Origin of the sequence: Frondihabitans sp. PhB188 (assembly GCF_003752365.1) — a bacterium.
Lineage (GTDB): Bacteria > Actinomycetota > Actinomycetes > Actinomycetales > Microbacteriaceae > Frondihabitans.
In genome coordinates, this window is record NZ_RJUO01000002.1 from 403,880 (window position 1) to 422,252 (window position 18,373).

The following is an 18,373-nucleotide window of genomic DNA, read 5'->3' on the forward strand; positions in this document are numbered from 1 at the left end:
CGCGGCACTCGCTCTCGGATATGATGTTCAGAATGAGTATTCTCGGAAGGTCTGCCCCGTTGATGGGGACCACGGTCGGCGCGGTGATCGTCGCCGCGCAGTTCATGCCCGGCGCGCTGCCCGGCGCTCTCGCACCGAGCGTCGTGATGGCCGCCGGCGCCAGTGTGGTGATGGCGCGGAAGCGACGCCTCGCCGGCCGCCGCTGAGCTACTCCGGGCGGCGAGCGTCCGCCAGCGGCGGGGTGGCGGGGCGGGAGACAGCCGCGATTGGACGTTCGCCGCGCGAGGCCGCGCCCGACGGCTGGCGCATCGCCACCACGAACGCCGCCAGACCGCCCACCAGACCCGAGAGCACGACGACCGTCACGATCGCGGCGAGCAGGTAGACGAGGTGTTCCATACCTCGAACCTACGGGGCCGACCGGGGTGGTGGACAGAGGCACTTCGACCCCCGCGCGACAGTACAGTGGAGCCATGTCGGCGAGCGGCGATCCTGTGAGCGCGACCCCGCCGGGCAAGGCCACGATCCGCGACGTCGCGCGGCTGGCCGGCGTCTCGCACTCGGCCGTGTCGAAGGTCATCCGCAACGCCTACGGGGTCAGCCCCGGCATGCGCGAGCGGGTCACGGCCGCGATCGACGCCCTCGACTACCGGCCGAGCGCCACCGCCCGGGCCATGCGCGGCTCGGGCTTCACGATCGGCCTCGAGATGCCGAGCGACAGCAACCCGTTCTTCAACGTCCTGATCGGCGGGGCGATGGCCGCCCTCGCCGACTCCCCGTACCAGCTGGTCGTCGCTCCCGCCATGTCGGCCGACGCGCTCGAGTTCCGCGCCCTCGAGGCCCTTGCCGACCGCCAGGTCGACGGCCTCGTCGCCATCTCGCCGCTCGTCGGCACCGCGTGGCTGGCCCGCCTGTCGCGCCAGATGCCGATCGTCATGCTGGGTCGACACGACGAGTCGGCCGCGTACGACACCCTCGCGAGCGACGACGCACTCGGAACCCGGCTCGTCATGGAGCACCTCCGGGACCTCGGCCACCGTCGGATAGCCCACCTCACCCACGGCGCGGCCGTCACCGCGGCGGGTTCGCTCACCCCGCACGCGGTCCGCTACGAGGCCTATCACGCGGCCATGGCGGCGGCCGGTCTCGACCGCTCCGCACGGGTGATCCGCACCGGGGCCAACGACGACGAGGCGTACGCGACCACCATGACGCTGCTCCGCGATGCCCGGCAGAGCGGCGACGAGCTCCCGACCGCGATCTTCGCCGGCAACGACTCCATCGCCCTCGGCGTGCAGCGCGCCATCCTCGACTCCGGGCTCACGCACGACGACATCTCGCTCGCCTCGTACGACGGGATCCCGATGACGGCCCACCCCGCCGTCTCGCTCACGACCGTCGACCAGCGCGGCCACGAGATGGGCGCGACCGCCGTCACCCTCCTGCTGGAGCGCCTCGCCGGCCGCACCGAGTCGAAGCAGCTGCTGATCGAGCCGCGCCTCCGGGTCGGCACGTCGACCCGCCCGCCCCGCTCGTAGCTCCTCGTCCGGCACGGCACGGCGAGACCCCGGCATCCGCCAGGTGCGGCGGATACCGGGGTCTCGGAACCCGAGCCTCAGACAGACACCGGCGCAGGAACGTCGGCCGTCACCACGTCATGCCCCTCGACGACGGGCCGGTCGGCGGCGCCCGGCAGCCGCAGCGTGCCGGACACGCCCGCGGGCACGTCCGTCTCCACCGTCAGCGTCTCGCCGTCCAGGGTCCACGACACCGCGATCCGGCCGTGCGGGGTCACCAGCGACGTCGCCGCCGAGGTCAGCCCGCCGCCGGGCTGCGGCGCGATCAGCACCTCCGAGTAGCCGGGGGCTGTCGCCGAGAGACCGCCGACGACGCGGTGCATCCAGTCGGCGACGGCGCCGAGCGCGTAGTGATTGAACGACGTCATCTCGCCGGGATTGATGCTGCCGTCGGGGAGCATGGAGTCCCAGCGCTCCCAGATGGTGGTCGCGCCCATGGTGACGGGGTAGAGCCACGACGGGCAGGCCTTCTGCAGCAGCAGGCGGTAGGCGTCGTCGAGGTGGCCGGTCTGAGTGAGGGCGTCGGTGATGAACGGCGTGCCGGCGAAGCCCGTCGAGATCGTGTAGCCGCTCTCGGCCGCGAGCTCCGAGAGCCGGTTGCCGGCGAACTCGAGCAGCTCCCCCTCGACGATCCCGAAGACGATGGCGAGGCTGTACACGGTGGTGCAGTCGCTCAGGATCACCCCGCTCTCGTCGATGTAGGCCGCGTGGAAGGCCGCCAGCAGGTCGTCCGCCATCGCGCGGAACTCGGCCTCCTCGGCGGTCAGCCCGAGGATCGCGGCCGACTCGGCGACGAGAGTCGCGGTGCGGTACGCGCAGGCGGTCGCGACGACGCCGGTGTCGGCCTTGGCGGCGGCCGGGTTCTCCGGCGGCGCGTCGGGGTCGAGCCAGTCGCCGAACTGGAACACGGTGTCCCAGACGCCGGCCGGCGACAGCAGGGACTTGACCCGACGGGCGTGCGACGCCATCGAGCTCCACTGCGTGCGCAGGACCGTCTCGTCGCCATAGGCCTGGTACAGGGTCCACGGCACCCAGACGCCCGCGTCGCTCCACACGGCGGTGGAGTCGGGATCCGGGAACGCGCCGATCTTCGGCATGTACTTGATCACGTCGGGCACGACGAACGGGATGATCCCGTCGTGGTGCTCCTGCTCGCGCTCGAGGTCGACGAGCCAGTCGCCGAGGAAGGCGCCCACGTCGTAGAGGAAGGACGCCGTCGGAGCGAACGCGGCGATGTCGCCGGTCCAGCCGAGACGCTCGTCGCGCTGCGGGCAGTCGGTCGGCACGTCGACGAAGTTGCCGCGCATGCCCCAGACGACGTTCTCGTGGAACTGGTTGAGATCGGCGTCGCTGGTGGTGAACTCGCCGATGCGGACGAGCTCCGAGCCGATGACGACGGCGGTGATGGCCGCCGGGTCGAGCTCGCCGGGCCAGCCGTCGACCTCGGCGTAGCGGAAGCCGTGCAGGGTGAACGTCGGCTCGAAGACGTCGGCGCCGCCCGAGAGGGTGAAACGGTCGGTCGCCTTCGCCGTTCGGAGCGGGCGCACGCCGAGCTCGCCGTTCTCGAGCACCTCGGCGTGCCGCAGAGTGACGACGGTGCCGGCAGGGCCGGTGACGTTGACGCGGAGCCAGCCGACGAGGTTCTGGCCGAAGTCGAGGACGGTGGCGCCGCTCGGGGTCGTGATGACCTCGGTGACGGCGAGTTCCTGCGTCGGGCGCACCGAGGGCCCGATGTAGGGCTCGAGCTTGCCGAGGTCGAACTCGACGGCGTGCGTGCCCGCGAAGCCCGATCCGTCGAAGCCCACGTCGAGCCAGTCGGTGCGGGCGAGGCGCGCGTCGATGTCCTGACCGTCGTAGAGGTCGTTGCGGGTGGTCGTCGAGGCGCCGGCCGTCCAGGTGTCGTCGGTGACGACGAGCTGCACGTGGCCGTCCTCGAACTCGATCTCGAGCTCGGCGAACGCCGCGGCCTCGTCGCCGTACCAGCCGCCGTCGCCCGACCAGCCGAGGCGGCCGCGGTACCAGCCGTTGCCGAGGGCGAGACCGAGGACGGTCGTCTCGCGGATCTGCGCGGCGACGTCGTAGGTCTGGTAGCGCACGCGCCACTCGTAGCTCGACCAGCCGGGCGTCAGCAGGTCGGGCGAGACGTGCTCGCCGCCGAGGAACGCCTCGACGATGCCGAGCGCCGACAGGCGGAGCTCGGCGCGAGTCACGGTGCCGTGCCCCTCGTCGAGCGTGAACTCCGTGCGGAGCAGCGGTGCCCCGAGGAGGTCGGCGTCGGGCGCGATCATCTGCGCCGTCCAGGAGGCGGATGCGTTCGAGGTCATGCTGTCCTTTTCTGTGTGCGTGGTCGGTTCTGTCTGAGGGGTCACGGGTCAGCCCTTCACTGCGCCGGAGGTCATGCCGGCGACGATCTGGCGGTTGAAGAAGATGTAGAGGATGAGCGGCGGGATGGTGATCAGCAGCACGTCCATGAAGAGGAGGTTGTACTGGCTCAGAGTCTGGCTCTGGAAGTTGTAGAGCGTCAGCTGGACCGTCGAATTGTCAGCTCCCGGCAGGAAGTACAGGGGGCCCGCGAAGTCGTTGAACACCGCGACCGACTGCACCAGGATCACCGTGATGACGACCGGCTTGAGCAGCGGCAGCACGACCGAGAAGAACAGCCGGATCGGCCCGGAGCCGTCGAGCACGGCCGCCTCGTCGAGCTCGCGCGGGATCGTCGCGACGAAGGCCCGGAACAGCAGGATGCAGAACGAGAGCCCGAATGTCGCCTCGATCAGGATCATGCCGGGCAGCGTCTTGAAGATGCCGAGGCCCTGCATCACCCAGATGGTCGGGACGACCGCGGGCGGCACGATGAGGCCGGCCAGCACGAAGAAGTTGATGACGCCGTTCATCCGCGACGGCTTGCGCTGCAGGACGTAGCCCACCATCGCGGCGACGACGACCATGAGCGCGACGCTGAACACGGTGAGGATGCCGCTGTTGATGAACGAGCGCACGACGACGCCGTCGTTCGACTGCAGCACGGCGGTGAGGTTCTGCCAGATCTGCCAGTTCGTCGGCAGCGAGAACGACAGGTCGGCGGCCTCGGCGGGGTCTTTCGCCGCCTGGAGCACCACGAAGGCGAACGGCACGAGGAAGACCACGAACGACACGACGATCGCGATGGTTCCGACCGTCCACTTCTGGATGCGTGCGCGTCTCATGACTCCTTCTCCCCTCGGTTCAGCAGCCGCGACACCGGGATCATGATCGCCGTCACGACCACGAAGAGCACGACGTTGCCCGCTGTCGACAGCCCGTAGAACCCGGACTGGTACTGCTTGTAGATGACCGACGCGATGACGTCGGAGGTGAAGCCGGGACCACCGCCGGTCATGGCCCAGATCAGGTCGAACGACCGCAGGCCGCCGATCAGCGACAGGATGATGACCGTGCCCATCGCCGGGCGCGACAGGGGCAGCGTGACCGACTTGAACACCTGCCAGGCGCTGGCGCCGTCGACCTTCGCGGCCTCGACGTACTCCTGGGGGATCGCCACGATTCCGGCGATGAAGATCAGGGTGGCGATGCCGACGCCCTTCCAGACGTCGACCGCGGCGACCGACCAGAGCGCGAGGGCCGGGTCGGTCAGCCAGCCGGGCTGGGGCAGGCCCAGGGTGCCGAGCACGCTGTTGACGATGCCGTGGAACGGGTCGAGCAGCGCCTTGAACGTGATGCCGATGCCGATGGTCGACACGAGCACCGGGAAGAACACGACGGCCCGGAGGTAGCCGCGGCCGAGCACCGGGGAGGTGAGCAGGAGCGCGAGGGCCAGCCCGATCACGACCTTGGCGGCGCTGGTGACGAAGCCGTACTCGAACGTGTGGATGAAGCCCTGGGTCAGCTGGGGGTCCTGGAAGAACTGCACGAAGTTCTGGAACCCGATGAACGTGATGTCGAACAGGGTCCAGCGGGTGAGGGCGAAGTAGAACGACGCGAACGTCGGGACGGCGAACAGCACCACGTAGAGGGCCGTCGCCGGGATGTAGAACCACGAGGGGTACGTGCGGCCCGTGCTGAGGCCCCGCTTCCGCCCGCGGGGCGGGCGCGTGGTCGTCGGTGTCGGCGGCGCAGCCGGCGTGGTCAGTGTTGCGGTCATCAGCGCTCCTTTGCGGTGGTGCACAAGCGGGGGTGCGCGGGCGGCGGGGTCGCCGCCGCCCGCGCGGGGTCGGTTCTCTAGCGGCGGGTCACCAGCCGGGCTCGCCCAGCTGCTGCGCCTGCTGCTTCACGTCGGCGTCGTACAGCTTGGCGCCGGTCGCCGCCGAGCTGATGCCGGAGCCGACCTGGACCGTGATCTTCTCGAGGTTCGGTCCTTTGATGGGGCTCAGGAACTCGAGAGCGAGGGCCACCTTCTTGTCATCCACGTACTTCTGGAGGTCGGTGATGACGGGCGCCACGTCGCTCGGGAGCGTGCAGGCGCTGGTCGCGTAGGGCCCTGACGGTGCGATCGTCGTGTTCTGGATCTCGCAGCCGGCCGACGAGTTCATGAACGCCACGAACTTCTTCGCGGCGGCGAGCTTGCCGCCCTCCGTCGTCTTCGGGATGTAGGCCCCGCCCGGCTCCCAGATGGTCATCTTGGTGTCGGAGGCGTTCTGCGCCGGCAGCGCGAAGACGCCGATGTCGTTCACGTCGTCCGGGTTGTTCTGCTGGATCGTCGCGATGGCGTTGGTCAGCATCGGGTACTGGGCGCCCTCGCCGGTGGCGAGCATCTTGAGTCCGGCGACCTGGGTGGCCGAGGCGAAGTCCTTGTTCAGGTAGCCCTTGTCGTAGACCTCCTGCTGGTGCTGGAACGACGCGAACGCCGGCTGGTCGACGTAGCGCTCCTTGTTCTTCGTGTACTGGCTGGCCCAGTCCTCCTGCTGCGAGGTCACGTTGGCGAAGTCGCCGAGCACGAACAGCTGGCTGGTCCAGGTGTCGCCGTAGGTCTGGATGATCGGGGTGATGCCGGCGGCCTTGATCTTGTCGCTGTTGCTCATGAACGTCGCCCAGTCCTGCGGGACGTCGAGGCCGAGCTTCTTGTACACGGCCTTGTTGTACATGACCGCGCCGCCGAACGAGGTGCCGAAGGGGGCGCCGTACGTGGCCTTGGACGTGCTGACCGTCGTCTTGAACTCGGGCGTGAGGTCTTTCACCCAGCTCTGGTCCGAGAGGTCGGCGAGCGTGTTGTCGGGGTGCAGCGCCTGGAAGAGCGAGCCGGAGTTGTAGGTGAAGACGTCGGCCATCTCGCCGGTCGACAGGCGCGTCTTGATGAGGTTGTCGCCGTCGGTGCCCTGCGGGCGCGAGTCGAGCTTGACCGTGATCTTCGGGTTGTCCTTCTCGAAGGCCTTGATGAGCGCCTGGCCCGACGTGCTGCTGGCGGGAGCGTTGTCGGTGAGGAACGTGATGGTGACCGGGCCGTCGCTCGATCCGCCGCCGCCGCCGGCCGAGCACGCGGTGAGCGAGAGCAGGAGGACGGCGGCGCCGCCCAGTCCTGCTGCCTTCACCGCTCGGGAAGCGACTCGGGGAGCCGCGCCCTTCTGGGTACGTCGAAACATTCTTACCTCCTTGTAAGAGGCTCGCCGGCGGGATGCGACGAGCGGAGAGACACGTTTTGAAACGAATCAATTTCGGTGCGTGTCGATAGTCGCATCGCACTCACAGGCCCGTCAATGGTTTTGTGTAACGATTTACGAAAGCGATGTGCGACCGCGTCGCCCGGTGAAACGCACGATCGGGACTCGCCACCACAGAAGCCTGTGGTGGCGAGTCCCGATCGTGGGTGCGAAGGCTAGACCCCGGTGCGGCGCGGCCCCGGAGCCGGGCGGCGGAGGCGACGAGCCGCGATCAGGCCGAGGCCCAGCAGCATCGCGGCGGCTCCCACCGTCAGGGTGAGTCCGGTGCCGGTCGAGCCGGTGAAGGCGAGCGACGAGGCGACGGCTCCGGCCGAGCCGCTGATCGCCGCGGCGACGACCGTCGGGTAGGTCACGCGGATGACGGCCGAGACGTAGACGCCGTCGGAGTCGGCGACGCGGTAGCGGATCTGCGTCTCGCCGTGGAAGTTGTGCTCCGGTGCGAAGGTGACCGTGCTGTCGACCACCCGGAAGGTGCCCTTGCCGGCGATCTCGAGCGACTGGACGACGTGGCCGGTGGCCGGGTCGAGAAGGCCGATCGACGACGGGTCGAAGGTCGCCCCCGAGGTCGGGTTGTCGTTCGCCAGCAGGTTCACCGTGACCGCGTGGTTCGGCTTGCCGGTGATCGCGTCATCCGCTGCGCTGGCACCGGGGGCGACGGTGATGGTCGCCGTGGCCGTCGTCGAGTGGCCGCTGGCGTCGGTCGCCGTGTACGTGAACGTGTCGACGCCGGTGAAGCCCGCCTTCGGCACGTACGTGTACGAGCCATCGGGGCGAACGGCGACCGTGCCGTGGTGCGGCGCCGACTTCAGGGCGGCGGTGAGGCCGGTCCCGAGGTCGTCCGACAGCAGCCCCTCGGCCGCGGTGACGGCGAGCCTGCGGCCCATCGTCGTCGCACCCGAGTCGGCGGCGGCGTTCGGCAGGACGGTGACCGTGACGGTCGTCGTGGCCGTCTGGCCGGACGTGTCGGTGACCGTGTAGTCGAACGTCTCGGTGCCCGAGAACCCGGTGGCCGGCGTGTAGGTCAGGACGCCCGCGCCGCTGATGACGGCGGTTCCGCCGTGCGACGGGGTGGTGACTCCGGTCACGACCAGGCCGGAGCCCGAGTCGTTGCCGAGGATTCCCCCGCTGCCGCCGACGACCAGCTGCCTGCCGGCCTTCGTCTTCTCGGAGTTCGGGGCGGCGAGGGGCGTGACGGTGATGGTCACGACGCCCGTCCGGACCTGGCCGGAGTCGTCCGTCACCGTGTAGGTGAAGGAGTCGGTGCCCGAGAAGCCCCGGGCGGGGATGTAGACGTACGCGCCGTCGGGGTCGACCGTGACGGTGCCGTGCGTCGGCGCCTGGTCGAGCGTCGCGACGAGCTTCGTGCCCGAGTCGTCCTTCAGCAGGCCGTTCTGGGCGCTCTTCTTCACCGAGGTGCCGGCGTCTGTGCCCGCGGCGTAGTCGGCTGCGCGGACGCCCACGAGGATGCGAGCCGTCGCCGTCGCCGCCTGGCCCGACGAGTCGGTCACCGTGTAGGTGAAGGAGTCGGTGCCTGAGAAGCCGTCGGCAGGCGTGTAGGTGAAGCCGCTCGTCGCCGGGACCAGGGTGCCGTGCTTCGGAGTCCCGGTGGCGGTGACGGCCAGGTGGGTGCCGAGGTCGTCGCCGGTGAGGTCGGTCGCGCCGATGGCCAGCGGAGTTCCTGCGCCCGTCTCGAATGCGTCGTCGACGGCGACCGGAGTCACCGTGACCACCACGTTCGCGGCGACGGTCTGGTGCGAGCCGTCGGTGATCGCGTAGGGGAAGGTGTCGGCTCCCGAGAACCCGGCGGCCGGCGTGTAGTCGAACGTGCCGTCGGCCTTGATGGTGACGGTGCCGCCCGCGGGGGTGGTCACGACCGAGCCTGCGGAGGTCGTCGTGGCGACGCCGGTGACGGTCAGGGTCGATCCGATGTCGTTGGCGAGGACGCCCTTCGCGTCGCGGTGGACCGGTACTCCGGCAGCGGTCGTGTAGGCGTCGGCGACCGCCTTCGGGGTGACCGTGACCTTGACGGTCGCCGTGCGGATCGTGCCCGAGGAGTCCGTCGCCGAGTAGGTGAAGGAGTCGGTACCCGAGAACGAGCCGGTCGGCTGGTAGGTCCAGCTGCCGTCGGAGGCGACGGCGGCCGTGCCGTGCGCGGCGGACGTGGCCAGCGCGGCGGTGAGACCCGCGCCGGAGTCGTTCGCGAGGAGGCCATCGGCCTTGGCGACCGTCAGCTTCGTGCCGGCCGGCGTGGTGCCCGAGTCGGCCTTGGCCACGGGGGCGACCTGGACCGTGACGGTGGCCGTCGCGGTTCCGCCGGCGGGGTCGGAGACGGTGTAGGTGAAGGTGGTCGTGCCCGAGAAGGTCGGGTCGGCCGTGAAGGTGAGCGTGCCGTCGCCAGAGTCGACGACGGCGCCTCCGGTCGGCTGCGTGACGCCGGTGACCTTCAGATCGGTGCCCTTGTCGTTGCCGGTGAGCGACGCGGTCGTGATGGCGGTGTCGACGCCCGAGAGAGCGGTCGCCGTGTCGTCGACGGCCTTGGGGAGCACCGTGACGGTCACCGTTCCGGTGGTCGACGTGCCGCTTCCGTCGGTCACCGTGTAGGTGAACGAGTCGGGGCCCGAGTAGCCGGGGGCCGGCACGTACGTGTAGCCGCCGTCGGTGCCGACGAGCGTGACCGTGCCGTTGTCGGGCTGGCTGGCGATCGCCACCGAGAGTCCGGAGCCGTCGGCCTGCGACAGGAGGCCGTCGTCGGCTGCGACCGTGTCGGTGGTCGCGGCCGTCGGGGTCGCCGTCAGCGGCCCGGCCGACGGGGCGACGGTGATGGTCGCCGTCGCGGTCGACTTCTGGCCGGAGCCGTCGGTCACCGTGTAGTCGAACGTGTAGATGCCGGAGAACCCGGGGGTCGGCGAGTAGACGACGTCGCCGTCGGAGTCCAGCGAGACGGAGCCGAGCGACGGGTTCTGGACGCTGGTGATGGTGAGGCCGGTGCCCTTGTCGTTCGTGGTGAGGTCGGCCGCGGGGATCACCGAGTCGGTGCCGACCGTGGCGTTCGGCACCGTGTCGTCGACGGCGACCGGCGTCGTGGCGATGGTCACGGTGGCGGGTTCCGAGACGGTGGAGCCGTCGGTGACCGTGTAGGTGAACGTGTCGGTGCCCGACCAGCCGGTGTGGGGGCGGTACGAGACGGTGCCGTCGCTGTTCAGCGTCACGCGGCCGTGCTGGCCCTGCGTGATCCCGGCGACCGTCAGGGTCGAGCCGGAGTCGTTGCCGGTCAGGTCGGCGGCCGCGATCCTCTCCGTGACGCCCGCGTCGGTCGGCGTGACAGTGTCGTCCTTCGCCGACGGCACGACCGTGATGGTCACGGTGCCCGTCGTGGTGCCGTTCGAGCTGTCCGTCACCGTGTAGGTGAAGGTGTCCGTGCCCGAGAACGCAGGATCGGACGTGTACGTGTACGACCCGTCCGTGTTCAGGGTCAGGTCGCCGTGCCGCGGCCCGGTCTCGAGGGACGCCTGGAGACCGCTGCCGGACGAGTCGGAGAGCACCCCGTCTTCTTTGGAGACGCTGAGCTCCTGGCCCGAGACGGCGGTCATGGCGTTCGCGCCGACCTCGGGCTCGACGGTCAGGCGGCCGACGGCGGTCGCCGTTCCGCCGGAGGAGTCGGTGACCTCGTAGGTGAACTGGGCCGGGCCCGAGAACCCGTCGGCAGGAGTGAAGACGACCTCGGTGCCGTCCGTCGACAGGGCGACGGTGCCGTTGGAGGCCGAGCTCACGCCGGTGACGCTGAGGCCGGTGCCGCGGTCGTTGCCGAGCAGGGTGGCGCTCGTGATGGTCTCGGGTGCGCCGGCCGGGGTCGACGGCAGCGTGTCGTCGGCCGCGGTCGGGGCGATGCGGATGGTCTCGGTCGCCGTGCTGGTCGTGCCCGAGGCGTCGGTGACCGTGTAGGTGAAGGTGTCGATTCCGGAGGTGCGGGGCTTCGGCACGTAGGTGATGCTCGAGCCGTCCGACGAGAGCGAGACGGTTCCGGTCGCGGCCGGGCCGACGGCGGTGATCGTCAGTCCGGTACCGCGGTCGTTGCCCGTGAGGGTCGAGGCCGGGATCTCGGCGGTCTGGTTGATCGTCGTCGAGGGGAGGGTGTCGGCGACGGCCTTCGGGGTGACGGTGATGGTGACCGTGCCGGTCGCCGAGTCGGTGCCGGAGTCGGTGACCGTGTAGGTGAAGGAGTCCTGACCCGAGAAGTTCGCGGTCGGCTCGTACGTGTACGAGCCGTCGGGGTTCACGGTGACAGAGCCGTGGCTCGGATCCGAGGCCTTGACCGCGGTGAGGCCGGTGCCCTTGTCGTTCGCGAGCACGCCGTGGTCGGAGTCGACGGCGAGGGTGTCGTCAGCCCCGATCGTGGCCGAGTCGTCGACGGCGGTGGGTCCGACGACGATCGTGACGGTGGCCGTCGAGGCCGTGCCCGAGGAGTCCGTGTCGGTGTAGGTGAACGTGTCGGTACCCGCGAAGCCGTCGGCGGGCACGTACGTGAAGGCGCCGGTCGCCGTGTCGAAGGTCAGGCTGCCGTTCGAGGGCTGCGACGAGACCGCGACGGTGTTGCCGGTGCCGACGGTGTCGTTGGCGAGCACGCCGGCGGCCGGGACGGTCAGGGTCGTGCCGGTGGGCGTGTGGAAGCTGTCGGCGACGGCCACGGAGTGGACGGCCTTGAGCGTGTTGGTGAAGACGCACGAGACGTCGGCGTCGGCCGAGTTCGCGGCGAGGGTGATCGACGCGGAGGTGCCCTGGGTGGGCTGGGTCTGCGTGGTGGTGCCGTCGACGGTCTTGGTCGTGCAGACGTAGCTCGTGTCGTAGTTCGCGAGATCGGTCGTGCCCTTGGCCGTCTCCTTCGCCGTGTAGGTCTGGCCGGCGACGACGAGCGAGGCGCCGGCGATGGCCTTCTGGAGGCCGGTGGCGGTGCCGGAGGTCGTCGCGGTGTTGCCGTAGAGCAGGCCGTCGCCGTCGACCTCGAGGCCGAACTGGTCGGTCGACTGCCAGCGCTCGTTCACGGACGCCTTCGCCGAGACGCTGTCGGCGTAGTTGCACGACGCGAGGTCGCTGGGCTGGATGTTGCCCGCGATGGCGACGGTGCCCATGTTGGCGCCGGAGCTCGGGTCGATCTTGAGGAGGCTCGTACCGCTCGCGACGTACAGGTACCCGCTGGTCGAGAAGGCGATGCCCGGGCTGTTCGTGCCCGACGGGAGCGCGGTGACCTGGCTGGTGGCGAGGGAGACGTTGCCGGCGGTCGTGGGGATGGCCGTGTCGACCCGGAGCACCTGCGCTCCAGCCGCGAGGTACAGCTGTCCGGTGGTCGAGAACGCGAAGTCGCCGTTGCCTGCGGTCACCGCGGGCAGGTGGCCCACGAGCCCGATGGGGGTCTTGTTGATGGTGTCGTAGGCGTAGACGGCAGGGTCCGAGACGCCGCCCTGCGCGTAGTAGTAGTAGCTGTTCAGCGGGTTGATCGCTCCGCGGAAGGTGTTGCCGGGGATGCTGACGGGCGATTCTGTCGTGACGTTCCCCGTGGCCGCGTCGTACTTGGTGATGGCCCCGGCGGTATTAGCGGCGGCCTGATTGACGGTCGCATAGGCGGCCGTGCCGTTCGGGGCGATAGCGAGGGCGTTGTTCGCCGTGCCGAAGCTCGGCAGGGCGGTCGTCGAGCCGTTCGACACGTTGATCCCCTGCACGGTGCCGTTCGAGCCCGTGATCGCGTAGACGGTGTTCTGATCGCAGGAGAGCAGGGCGGCGGCCTTGGCGGCGCTGGTCTGCCCCTCGGTCATGCCGAGAGCGCCGAGCAGGATCACAGCGGCGATCGCGGCGGGCTTCAGCAGCCGCTTCGAGAGGGGGAGGCGGGCGGCGTGTTCGGGCATTCAGAGTCCTCGAGACGTGGGATGGCAGATCGTTCGCGGTGGTGGGGACCGCTTCTCCGATCGCGGCGGCTGATCCTCGACACGAGCGGGGCTGTGACGATCCTCCGGTGCCTGTACCCCGGTGCATATCCCCTAAAGCGGGTGCCCCCGGCGGGGGTGCCACCCGTCGGCCACCCCCTGTTCGACACCTGCCGCATTGTGGTACCGGTTCCATTTTTGTACCATCGACGAGTGATGAAGCCCGCCACCATCCGCGACGTCGCCCGCGAAGCCGGCGTCTCCGTCTCGGTCGTCTCCCGCGTCCTGAACGACGGGCCCGTCGCCTTCGAGACCCGGCAGCGGGTCGTAGACGCAATGGAGGCGCTGTCGTACCGCCCGCGGGCCGCCGCCCGCGACCTGAACCGCTCCCTCGCCTCGTCGGTCGCGCTCCTCGTGCCCGACCTGACGAACCCGTTCTTCGCCCGGCTCGCCGACCGCATCGCCACCGAGGCCCGCGCGCATGACATCCAGGTCGTCCTGATGACGACCCAGGAAGACCCCTACCTCGAGGCCGATCTGCTGACCTCCCTCCTCGACCGCTCCGTCGGCGGCGTCATCGCGGCCCCCACCGGCGAGAACCCCGAGCAGTGGCGCAAGCTCGCCGACCGCGGCATCGAGCTCGTCTTCGTCAGTCGCACCGTCGACGAGGTCGACGGCGCCGACAGCGTCAGCATCCGCAACGCCGAGGCCGCGGCGACCGCCACCCGCCGGCTCCTCGACCTCGGTCACCGGCGCATCGGCATGATCTCGGGCCCCGGGCACACGTCCGCCGGCCGCCAGCGGCAGGACGGCCACGTCGACGCACTCCGCGCCGCCGGCGTCCCGGTCGGCGCCGAGCTGCTGCGGCATGTGCCCTACCGCGGCACGGGAGGAGCGGATGCCGTCAGCGATCTGCTCGGCCTGGACGCCCCACCCACAGCCCTCATCGTGGCGAACACCGCGCAGGTGCAGAGTGCGCTGCTGCGGCTGAGGCAGCTGCGCACCCGAGTTCCTGCCGACCTCTCTGTCATCGCGTTCGACGACAATCCGTGGCTGGAACTGCTCGACCCCCCGTTGTCCACCGTGCGCCAGCCGCTCGACCAGCTCGCGTTCCACTCGGTCGAGCTCGTCGTCGGCCGCCTCCGCGGCACGGCTCCCTCGGCCCCGCGCGTCGTCGACCTGCCCGCCGAGTTCATCGACCGCGGCAGCTGCCGCGCCCTCGTCTCCGCGGAGGCCGCGCTGTGAGCACCTCGACCACGCCGATCCCCGTCGCCGGCGGCGTCTCGGGCACGTTCGAGATCGGCGCCGCCCGGCGCACCGTCGCACTCGTCGGCCTCCTGCTCTCGATGCTGATGGCCAACATCGACGCGTCGATCGTGAACGTCGCCCTGCCGCAGCTCGCCGGCGATCTGCACGTCACCGCCGGCGACGCCGTGTGGGTGGCCACGGCGTTCCTGCTCGCCGTCGCCTGCTGCCTGCCGCTCGCGATCGGCCTCGCCGACCAGCTCGGCCGCAAGCGCCTGTTCCTGATCGGCACGCCGGTCTTCACCCTGGCGTCGCTCTTCTGCGCGCTGTCGCCGTCGCTGGAGGCGCTCGTGGCGAGCCGCGTGCTGCAGGGCGCGGCCGCGTCGCTCCTGTTCGCCGTCGTGATCCCCACCTACCGCCAGCTCTTTCCGCCGGCGCGGCTGGGGTCGATCCTGGGCCTGAACGCGATGATCGTCGCGCTCGGCATCTCGGCGGGCCCCGCGCTCGGCGGCGTGATCCTGGCCAACCTGTCGTGGCCGTGGCTGTTCTTGATCAACGTGCCCATCGGCGCCCTGGCGAGCGTGCTCGTGCTCGTGGCCCTGCCGCACACGCCTCCGTCTCGCGGTGCCTTCGACCTCGTCGGCGCCCTGACCGGCGGCGCGGCCATCGCGTGCTTCCTGCTCGGCGTCCACCAGCTCGCCGACGACTCCACCGTCTGGCTCGCCGGCGTCCTGCTCGCCGGATGCGCTGGTTTCGCGATGCTCTTCCTGCGGCACGAGAAGCGCGCCGTCGCCCCGGTGCTGCCGCCCTCGATGTTCTCGGGCCGCTTCGTGCTCGCGGTCCTCGCCGCCTTCTGGTCGTTCTTCGGCCAGGGCGTCGCGTTCGTGGCCCTGCCCTTCCTCTTCCAGACGGCGTACCACGCGACCCCGCTCGAATCGGCGCTGCTGTTCACGCCGTGGCCGCTCGTGATCGTGATCGTCGCGCCCATCGCCGGCCGCGTGGCCGACTCCTTCTCGCCCACGCTGATGGCCACCATCGGGCTCGCGCTCTTCACGCTCGGGCTGCTCTCGCTGGCGCTGCTCGGCGACCACCCGCCGATCTGGCAGGTGCTGCTCTGCACGGCCTTCACCGGCTTCGGGTTCGCCGTGTTCCAGGCGCCGAACAACCGCGACATGATGGACGCCGCCACGCCCCGGATGTCGGGCCCGGCCGCGGGCATGCTCAACATCAACCGCACGATCGCGCAGTCGGCGGGCGCCGGGGCGGTGAGCATGGCGCTGGTGCTGACCGGCGCCACGTCGCTCGCCGATCAGGCGTCGGCGTCGAGCGGCGTGCTCTGGGTCGCCGTCATCGGGGCCGGGCTCGCGGCCGTGCTGGCGTTCTGGCGGCTGCGCCGGGCGCCCGCCGCGCGCTGAGTACACCGCGCTCGGTGACACCGCTTTGGCGCGCGGACACCGACGATCGCCGGAGTCCGCCGGCGAAACCGGTGTCAGGAGGCGGGTCCGGCGGCCGCGACGGCGCGGGCTGCGACGTCTTCGGACGCGGCCCACGACTCGAGGAGCCGGAGGCGGTCGGCCGACACGGTGTCGGGCTCGGCCGTGTAGGTGAGGAGGGTGAGGCCGGGATCCTGCCGCAGCTCCATCGCCTCGTACGTCAGCTCCATCTCGCCGACGACGGGGTGGTTCATCCGCTTGATGCCGGCTCGGTGCTGGTGCACGTCGTGGGCCGCCCAGCGCACGCGAAACGCCTCGCTGCGCGTCGACAGCTCGCCGATGAGGTCGGTGAGCCCCTTGTCGAACGGGTTGCGCCCGGCCTCCTGACGCAGCGTGGCGACGCTGTCGCTCGCGATGCGGTCCCAGTCGGGCCAGAAGTCGACGGCGCGCGGGTCGAGGAAGGCGAAGCGGGTCGAGTTGGCCTGCCGCGCGGGGTCGAAGAAGATCTGCGAGTAGAGCGCCCGGCCCATCACGTTCGACGCGAGGAAGTCGGTGCGGTTGTTGCGCACCCAGGCCGGCGCGCCGATCGCGTCGAGCAGCCGCTGCACGCTCGGCCGGATGCGGTTCGACGTCGCAGGTCGCCGGGTTCCGACGGAGGCGTTCGCCGTGCGGGCGAGGTCGAACAGGTGCATGCGCTCGACGTCGTCGAGCTGCAGGGCGCGCGAGAGCGCCTCGAGCACGCCCTCCGAGACGCCGCTGAGGTGGCCGCGCTCCAGCCGCACGTAGTAGTCGACGCTGACGCCCGCGAGCATCGCGACCTCTTCGCGGCGCAGGCCCGGCACTCGGCGGTGGCCCTGGAACACGGGCAGCCCCGCCTGCTCGGGTGTGATGCGCGCCCGGCGGGTGACCAGGAACTCGCGGATCTCCGTCGTGATGTCCATGCATCGACGGTACGGCGCTTTGCGCTCCGATGGGAGGCTCTGGCGGTACCCTCTGCGTTGTCTCGGCGACGACAGAGATATCGGGCACCCGCGCGAGAGTCCGGTTACCGTCTCAGCCACGCTGGTTGAGGGTCTCTCCCGGCGGGAGTTGTACCCCACGGTCCGACTCCAGGCGGGGCGGCATTGATTCGGGTCAAAGCCACCCCGCCCCCATCGCCCACCTCGCCGCCCTGGCCAAAGACACGTTCGGGGTCTGCCTGACCCGCTGCCCTGCCTCAACGGAGGGCCGTGAGTGATGGTCGAGCTCGCTACCGTCCGGTGTGCTCTCAGCCGGTTCTCGCAGAGACGCCTCTGGTGGTTATCCCCAAACCGAGGGGGGCCGGTACTCCGATTCCCTTAGATCATCTAGCTGGAGCGGGGTTCGAATGATCACGGCCCCCACTCGGGGTGTGACCGTTCGGAGCCTGCCAGGAGATGCTGGCTTACCGGGTCACACCCGGTCCGCCCCGGAGCCCCGACGCTTCGACGCTTCGACGCTTCGACGCTTCGAAGCCTCACCCAGAGAAAGTTGTTCGTGATGTCGTCAACGCTGACCTCAGCATCCGCGCCAGGCCTCCCGCCTCTGGACAAGTCACGCGGCCGGGTGTTCCTCGTGGACAGCGACGCGAGTACCCGGCGGGACGCCATCCAGGCGCTGCTGCCGTACGGGTTCGAGGTGATGGTGGGAGACGGCCCCTTCGAAGCCACCACTGCCATCGTGAAGGCGCAACCGGACCTCGTCGTCCTGGGCCACTCCATGACCCACCCGTTCGGGCTCGCACTGGTCGGACGGCTGTTCTCCTTGCCCGACACCGCCGACATCCCTGTCTTCGTCATCGCCAACACTCCCGAGGCCGCAGTCGCCGCCGACCGGGCCGGCGCAACCCGGGTCGTCACCGGTCCGGTGACGGACGTCATGTTGCGAAACGCCGTCAGTACTCAGCTGGGGTTGACGAGAGGTTCTCTGACCGGAGCCCCCAATTCGGTGCTGGGCGACAGCGAGCGGCTCGCCGCGGTCGCATCGCTCCGCCGGGACACGGCCGGCAACGTCGACCTGGACCGATTCACGAAGCTGACCTCGGACATGCTCGGCGCCCCGGTGTCCATGGTGACCCTGATCGAGAACGACAGGCAGGTCTACGCCAGTCAGATCGGCGTCCCCGAGCCCTGGGCCGCGCAAGGACACGCACCCCTGCAGCACTCCTACTGCCAGTACGCCATCACCTCCCGGCAGCCCCTCGTCATCGACGACGCCGCAAGACACCCTCTCGTTCAGAGCAGCCCCTCGGTCTCGGAGAGCAACTGGGCGGCCTACGCCGGGATACCTCTCATCACCACGGAAGGGCACGCGGTGGGAGCGCTCTGCGCCATCGATCACGAACCCCGCCACTGGAGCGACCAGGAGGTCGAGATCTTGCAAGGCCTGGCCGACATCTTGACCACGCAGTTGAACGCGACGCTGAAGGAATCCCGCACCGGACGCCACCTCTAGCCCAGCACGGAGAAAGCTGACCCGAGACCGAGGCCCTGACCGGCGTCAGCGGAACACGCTCGCGCCGAGCTGGCGCA

12 protein-coding genes are annotated in these 18,373 nt (G+C 70.2%); 5 read left to right on the forward strand and 7 right to left on the reverse strand.

The features are described from left to right. Window positions 1–32: 32 nt before the first annotated feature. Complete coding sequence (locus EDF46_RS18295; RefSeq protein WP_158614181.1) at window positions 33–206, forward strand: hypothetical protein; 174 nt, start codon at window positions 33–35, stop codon at window positions 204–206. Between the two features lies 1 nt (window position 207). On the opposite strand, the gene EDF46_RS06815 is transcribed toward EDF46_RS18295, so the two are convergent. Further along, the gene (locus EDF46_RS06815) at window positions 208–399 is read right to left on the reverse strand and encodes a hypothetical protein (protein ID WP_123505526.1); all 192 of its coding nucleotides are present in this window, start codon (window positions 397–399) and stop codon (window positions 208–210) included. A 74-nt stretch (window positions 400–473) separates the two neighbouring features. Here EDF46_RS06815 and EDF46_RS06820 point away from each other — a divergent pair, with 74 nt between their 5' ends. Beyond that, entirely contained in the window at window positions 474–1,538 is a 1,065-nt protein-coding gene (locus EDF46_RS06820; RefSeq protein ID WP_123505527.1) for a LacI family DNA-binding transcriptional regulator, read from the forward strand. 77 nt (window positions 1,539–1,615) lie between these two features. Here EDF46_RS06820 and EDF46_RS06825 read toward each other — a convergent pair whose 3' ends face one another. From EDF46_RS06825 to EDF46_RS06845, 5 genes are all read right to left on the reverse strand, one after another. Beyond that, complete coding sequence (locus EDF46_RS06825; protein ID WP_123505528.1) at window positions 1,616–3,901, reverse strand: alpha-L-rhamnosidase; 2,286 nt, start codon at window positions 3,899–3,901, stop codon at window positions 1,616–1,618. 48 nt (window positions 3,902–3,949) lie between these two features. Further along, window positions 3,950–4,783 (reverse strand): carbohydrate ABC transporter permease, encoded by an 834-nt coding sequence (locus tag EDF46_RS06830; RefSeq protein WP_123505529.1) that lies wholly within the window; start codon window positions 4,781–4,783, stop codon window positions 3,950–3,952. Then, window positions 4,780–5,718 carry a carbohydrate ABC transporter permease gene (locus tag EDF46_RS06835; protein WP_123505530.1) on the reverse strand — a complete coding sequence of 313 codons (939 nt, stop codon included), beginning with the start codon at window positions 5,716–5,718 and terminating at the stop codon, window positions 4,780–4,782. Before EDF46_RS06835 ends, EDF46_RS06830 begins: the two co-directional genes overlap by 4 nt. An 88-nt stretch (window positions 5,719–5,806) precedes the next feature. Beyond that, on the reverse strand, window positions 5,807–7,153 hold the full coding sequence (locus EDF46_RS06840; RefSeq protein WP_123505531.1) for an ABC transporter substrate-binding protein: 1,347 nt from the start codon (window positions 7,151–7,153) through the stop codon (window positions 5,807–5,809). 233 nt (window positions 7,154–7,386) lie between these two features. After that, a complete protein-coding gene (locus EDF46_RS06845; RefSeq protein ID WP_123505532.1) occupies window positions 7,387–13,128 on the reverse strand; it encodes an Ig-like domain-containing protein in 5,742 nt (1,913 codons plus the stop codon). A gap of 234 nt (window positions 13,129–13,362) precedes the next feature. On the opposite strand from EDF46_RS06845, the gene EDF46_RS06850 reads away from it, so the two are divergent. After that, window positions 13,363–14,391, forward strand: coding sequence for a LacI family DNA-binding transcriptional regulator (locus EDF46_RS06850; protein ID WP_233579913.1), 1,029 nt, complete (start codon window positions 13,363–13,365; stop codon window positions 14,389–14,391). Next, the gene (locus EDF46_RS06855) at window positions 14,388–15,806 is read left to right on the forward strand and encodes a DHA2 family efflux MFS transporter permease subunit (protein ID WP_123505534.1); all 1,419 of its coding nucleotides are present in this window, start codon (window positions 14,388–14,390) and stop codon (window positions 15,804–15,806) included. The genes EDF46_RS06850 and EDF46_RS06855 overlap by 4 nt, the downstream gene beginning before the upstream one ends. 74 nt (window positions 15,807–15,880) lie before the next feature. Here EDF46_RS06855 and EDF46_RS06860 read toward each other — a convergent pair whose 3' ends face one another. Continuing rightward, window positions 15,881–16,765 (reverse strand): helix-turn-helix transcriptional regulator, encoded by an 885-nt coding sequence (locus EDF46_RS06860; protein WP_123505535.1) that lies wholly within the window; start codon window positions 16,763–16,765, stop codon window positions 15,881–15,883. 577 nt (window positions 16,766–17,342) lie between these two features. Between EDF46_RS06860 and EDF46_RS06865 the strand changes: the two genes are divergently transcribed. After that, on the forward strand, window positions 17,343–18,296 hold the full coding sequence (locus tag EDF46_RS06865; RefSeq protein WP_123505536.1) for a GAF domain-containing protein: 954 nt from the start codon (window positions 17,343–17,345) through the stop codon (window positions 18,294–18,296). Window positions 18,297–18,373 lie beyond the last annotated feature (77 nt).

Bases quoted from the DNA above. Each gene is read 5' to 3' on its own strand.
- EDF46_RS18295 (WP_158614181.1), top strand. From the start codon at position 33: ATGAGTATTCTCGGAAGGTCTGCCCCGTTGATGGGGACCACGGTCGGC.
- EDF46_RS06815 (WP_123505526.1), bottom strand. From the start codon at position 399: ATGGAACACCTCGTCTACCTGCTCGCCGCGATCGTGACGGTCGTCGTG.
- EDF46_RS06820 (WP_123505527.1), top strand. From the start codon at position 474: ATGTCGGCGAGCGGCGATCCTGTGAGCGCGACCCCGCCGGGCAAGGCC.
- EDF46_RS06825 (WP_123505528.1), bottom strand. From the start codon at position 3,901: ATGACCTCGAACGCATCCGCCTCCTGGACGGCGCAGATGATCGCGCCC.
- EDF46_RS06830 (WP_123505529.1), bottom strand. From the start codon at position 4,783: ATGAGACGCGCACGCATCCAGAAGTGGACGGTCGGAACCATCGCGATC.
- EDF46_RS06835 (WP_123505530.1), bottom strand. From the start codon at position 5,718: ATGACCGCAACACTGACCACGCCGGCTGCGCCGCCGACACCGACGACC.
- EDF46_RS06840 (WP_123505531.1), bottom strand. From the start codon at position 7,153: ATGTTTCGACGTACCCAGAAGGGCGCGGCTCCCCGAGTCGCTTCCCGA.
- EDF46_RS06845 (WP_123505532.1), bottom strand. From the start codon at position 13,128: ATGCCCGAACACGCCGCCCGCCTCCCCCTCTCGAAGCGGCTGCTGAAG.
- EDF46_RS06850 (WP_233579913.1), top strand. From the start codon at position 13,363: ATGAAGCCCGCCACCATCCGCGACGTCGCCCGCGAAGCCGGCGTCTCC.
- EDF46_RS06860 (WP_123505535.1), bottom strand. From the start codon at position 16,765: ATGGACATCACGACGGAGATCCGCGAGTTCCTGGTCACCCGCCGGGCG.
- EDF46_RS06865 (WP_123505536.1), top strand. From the start codon at position 17,343: ATGTCGTCAACGCTGACCTCAGCATCCGCGCCAGGCCTCCCGCCTCTG.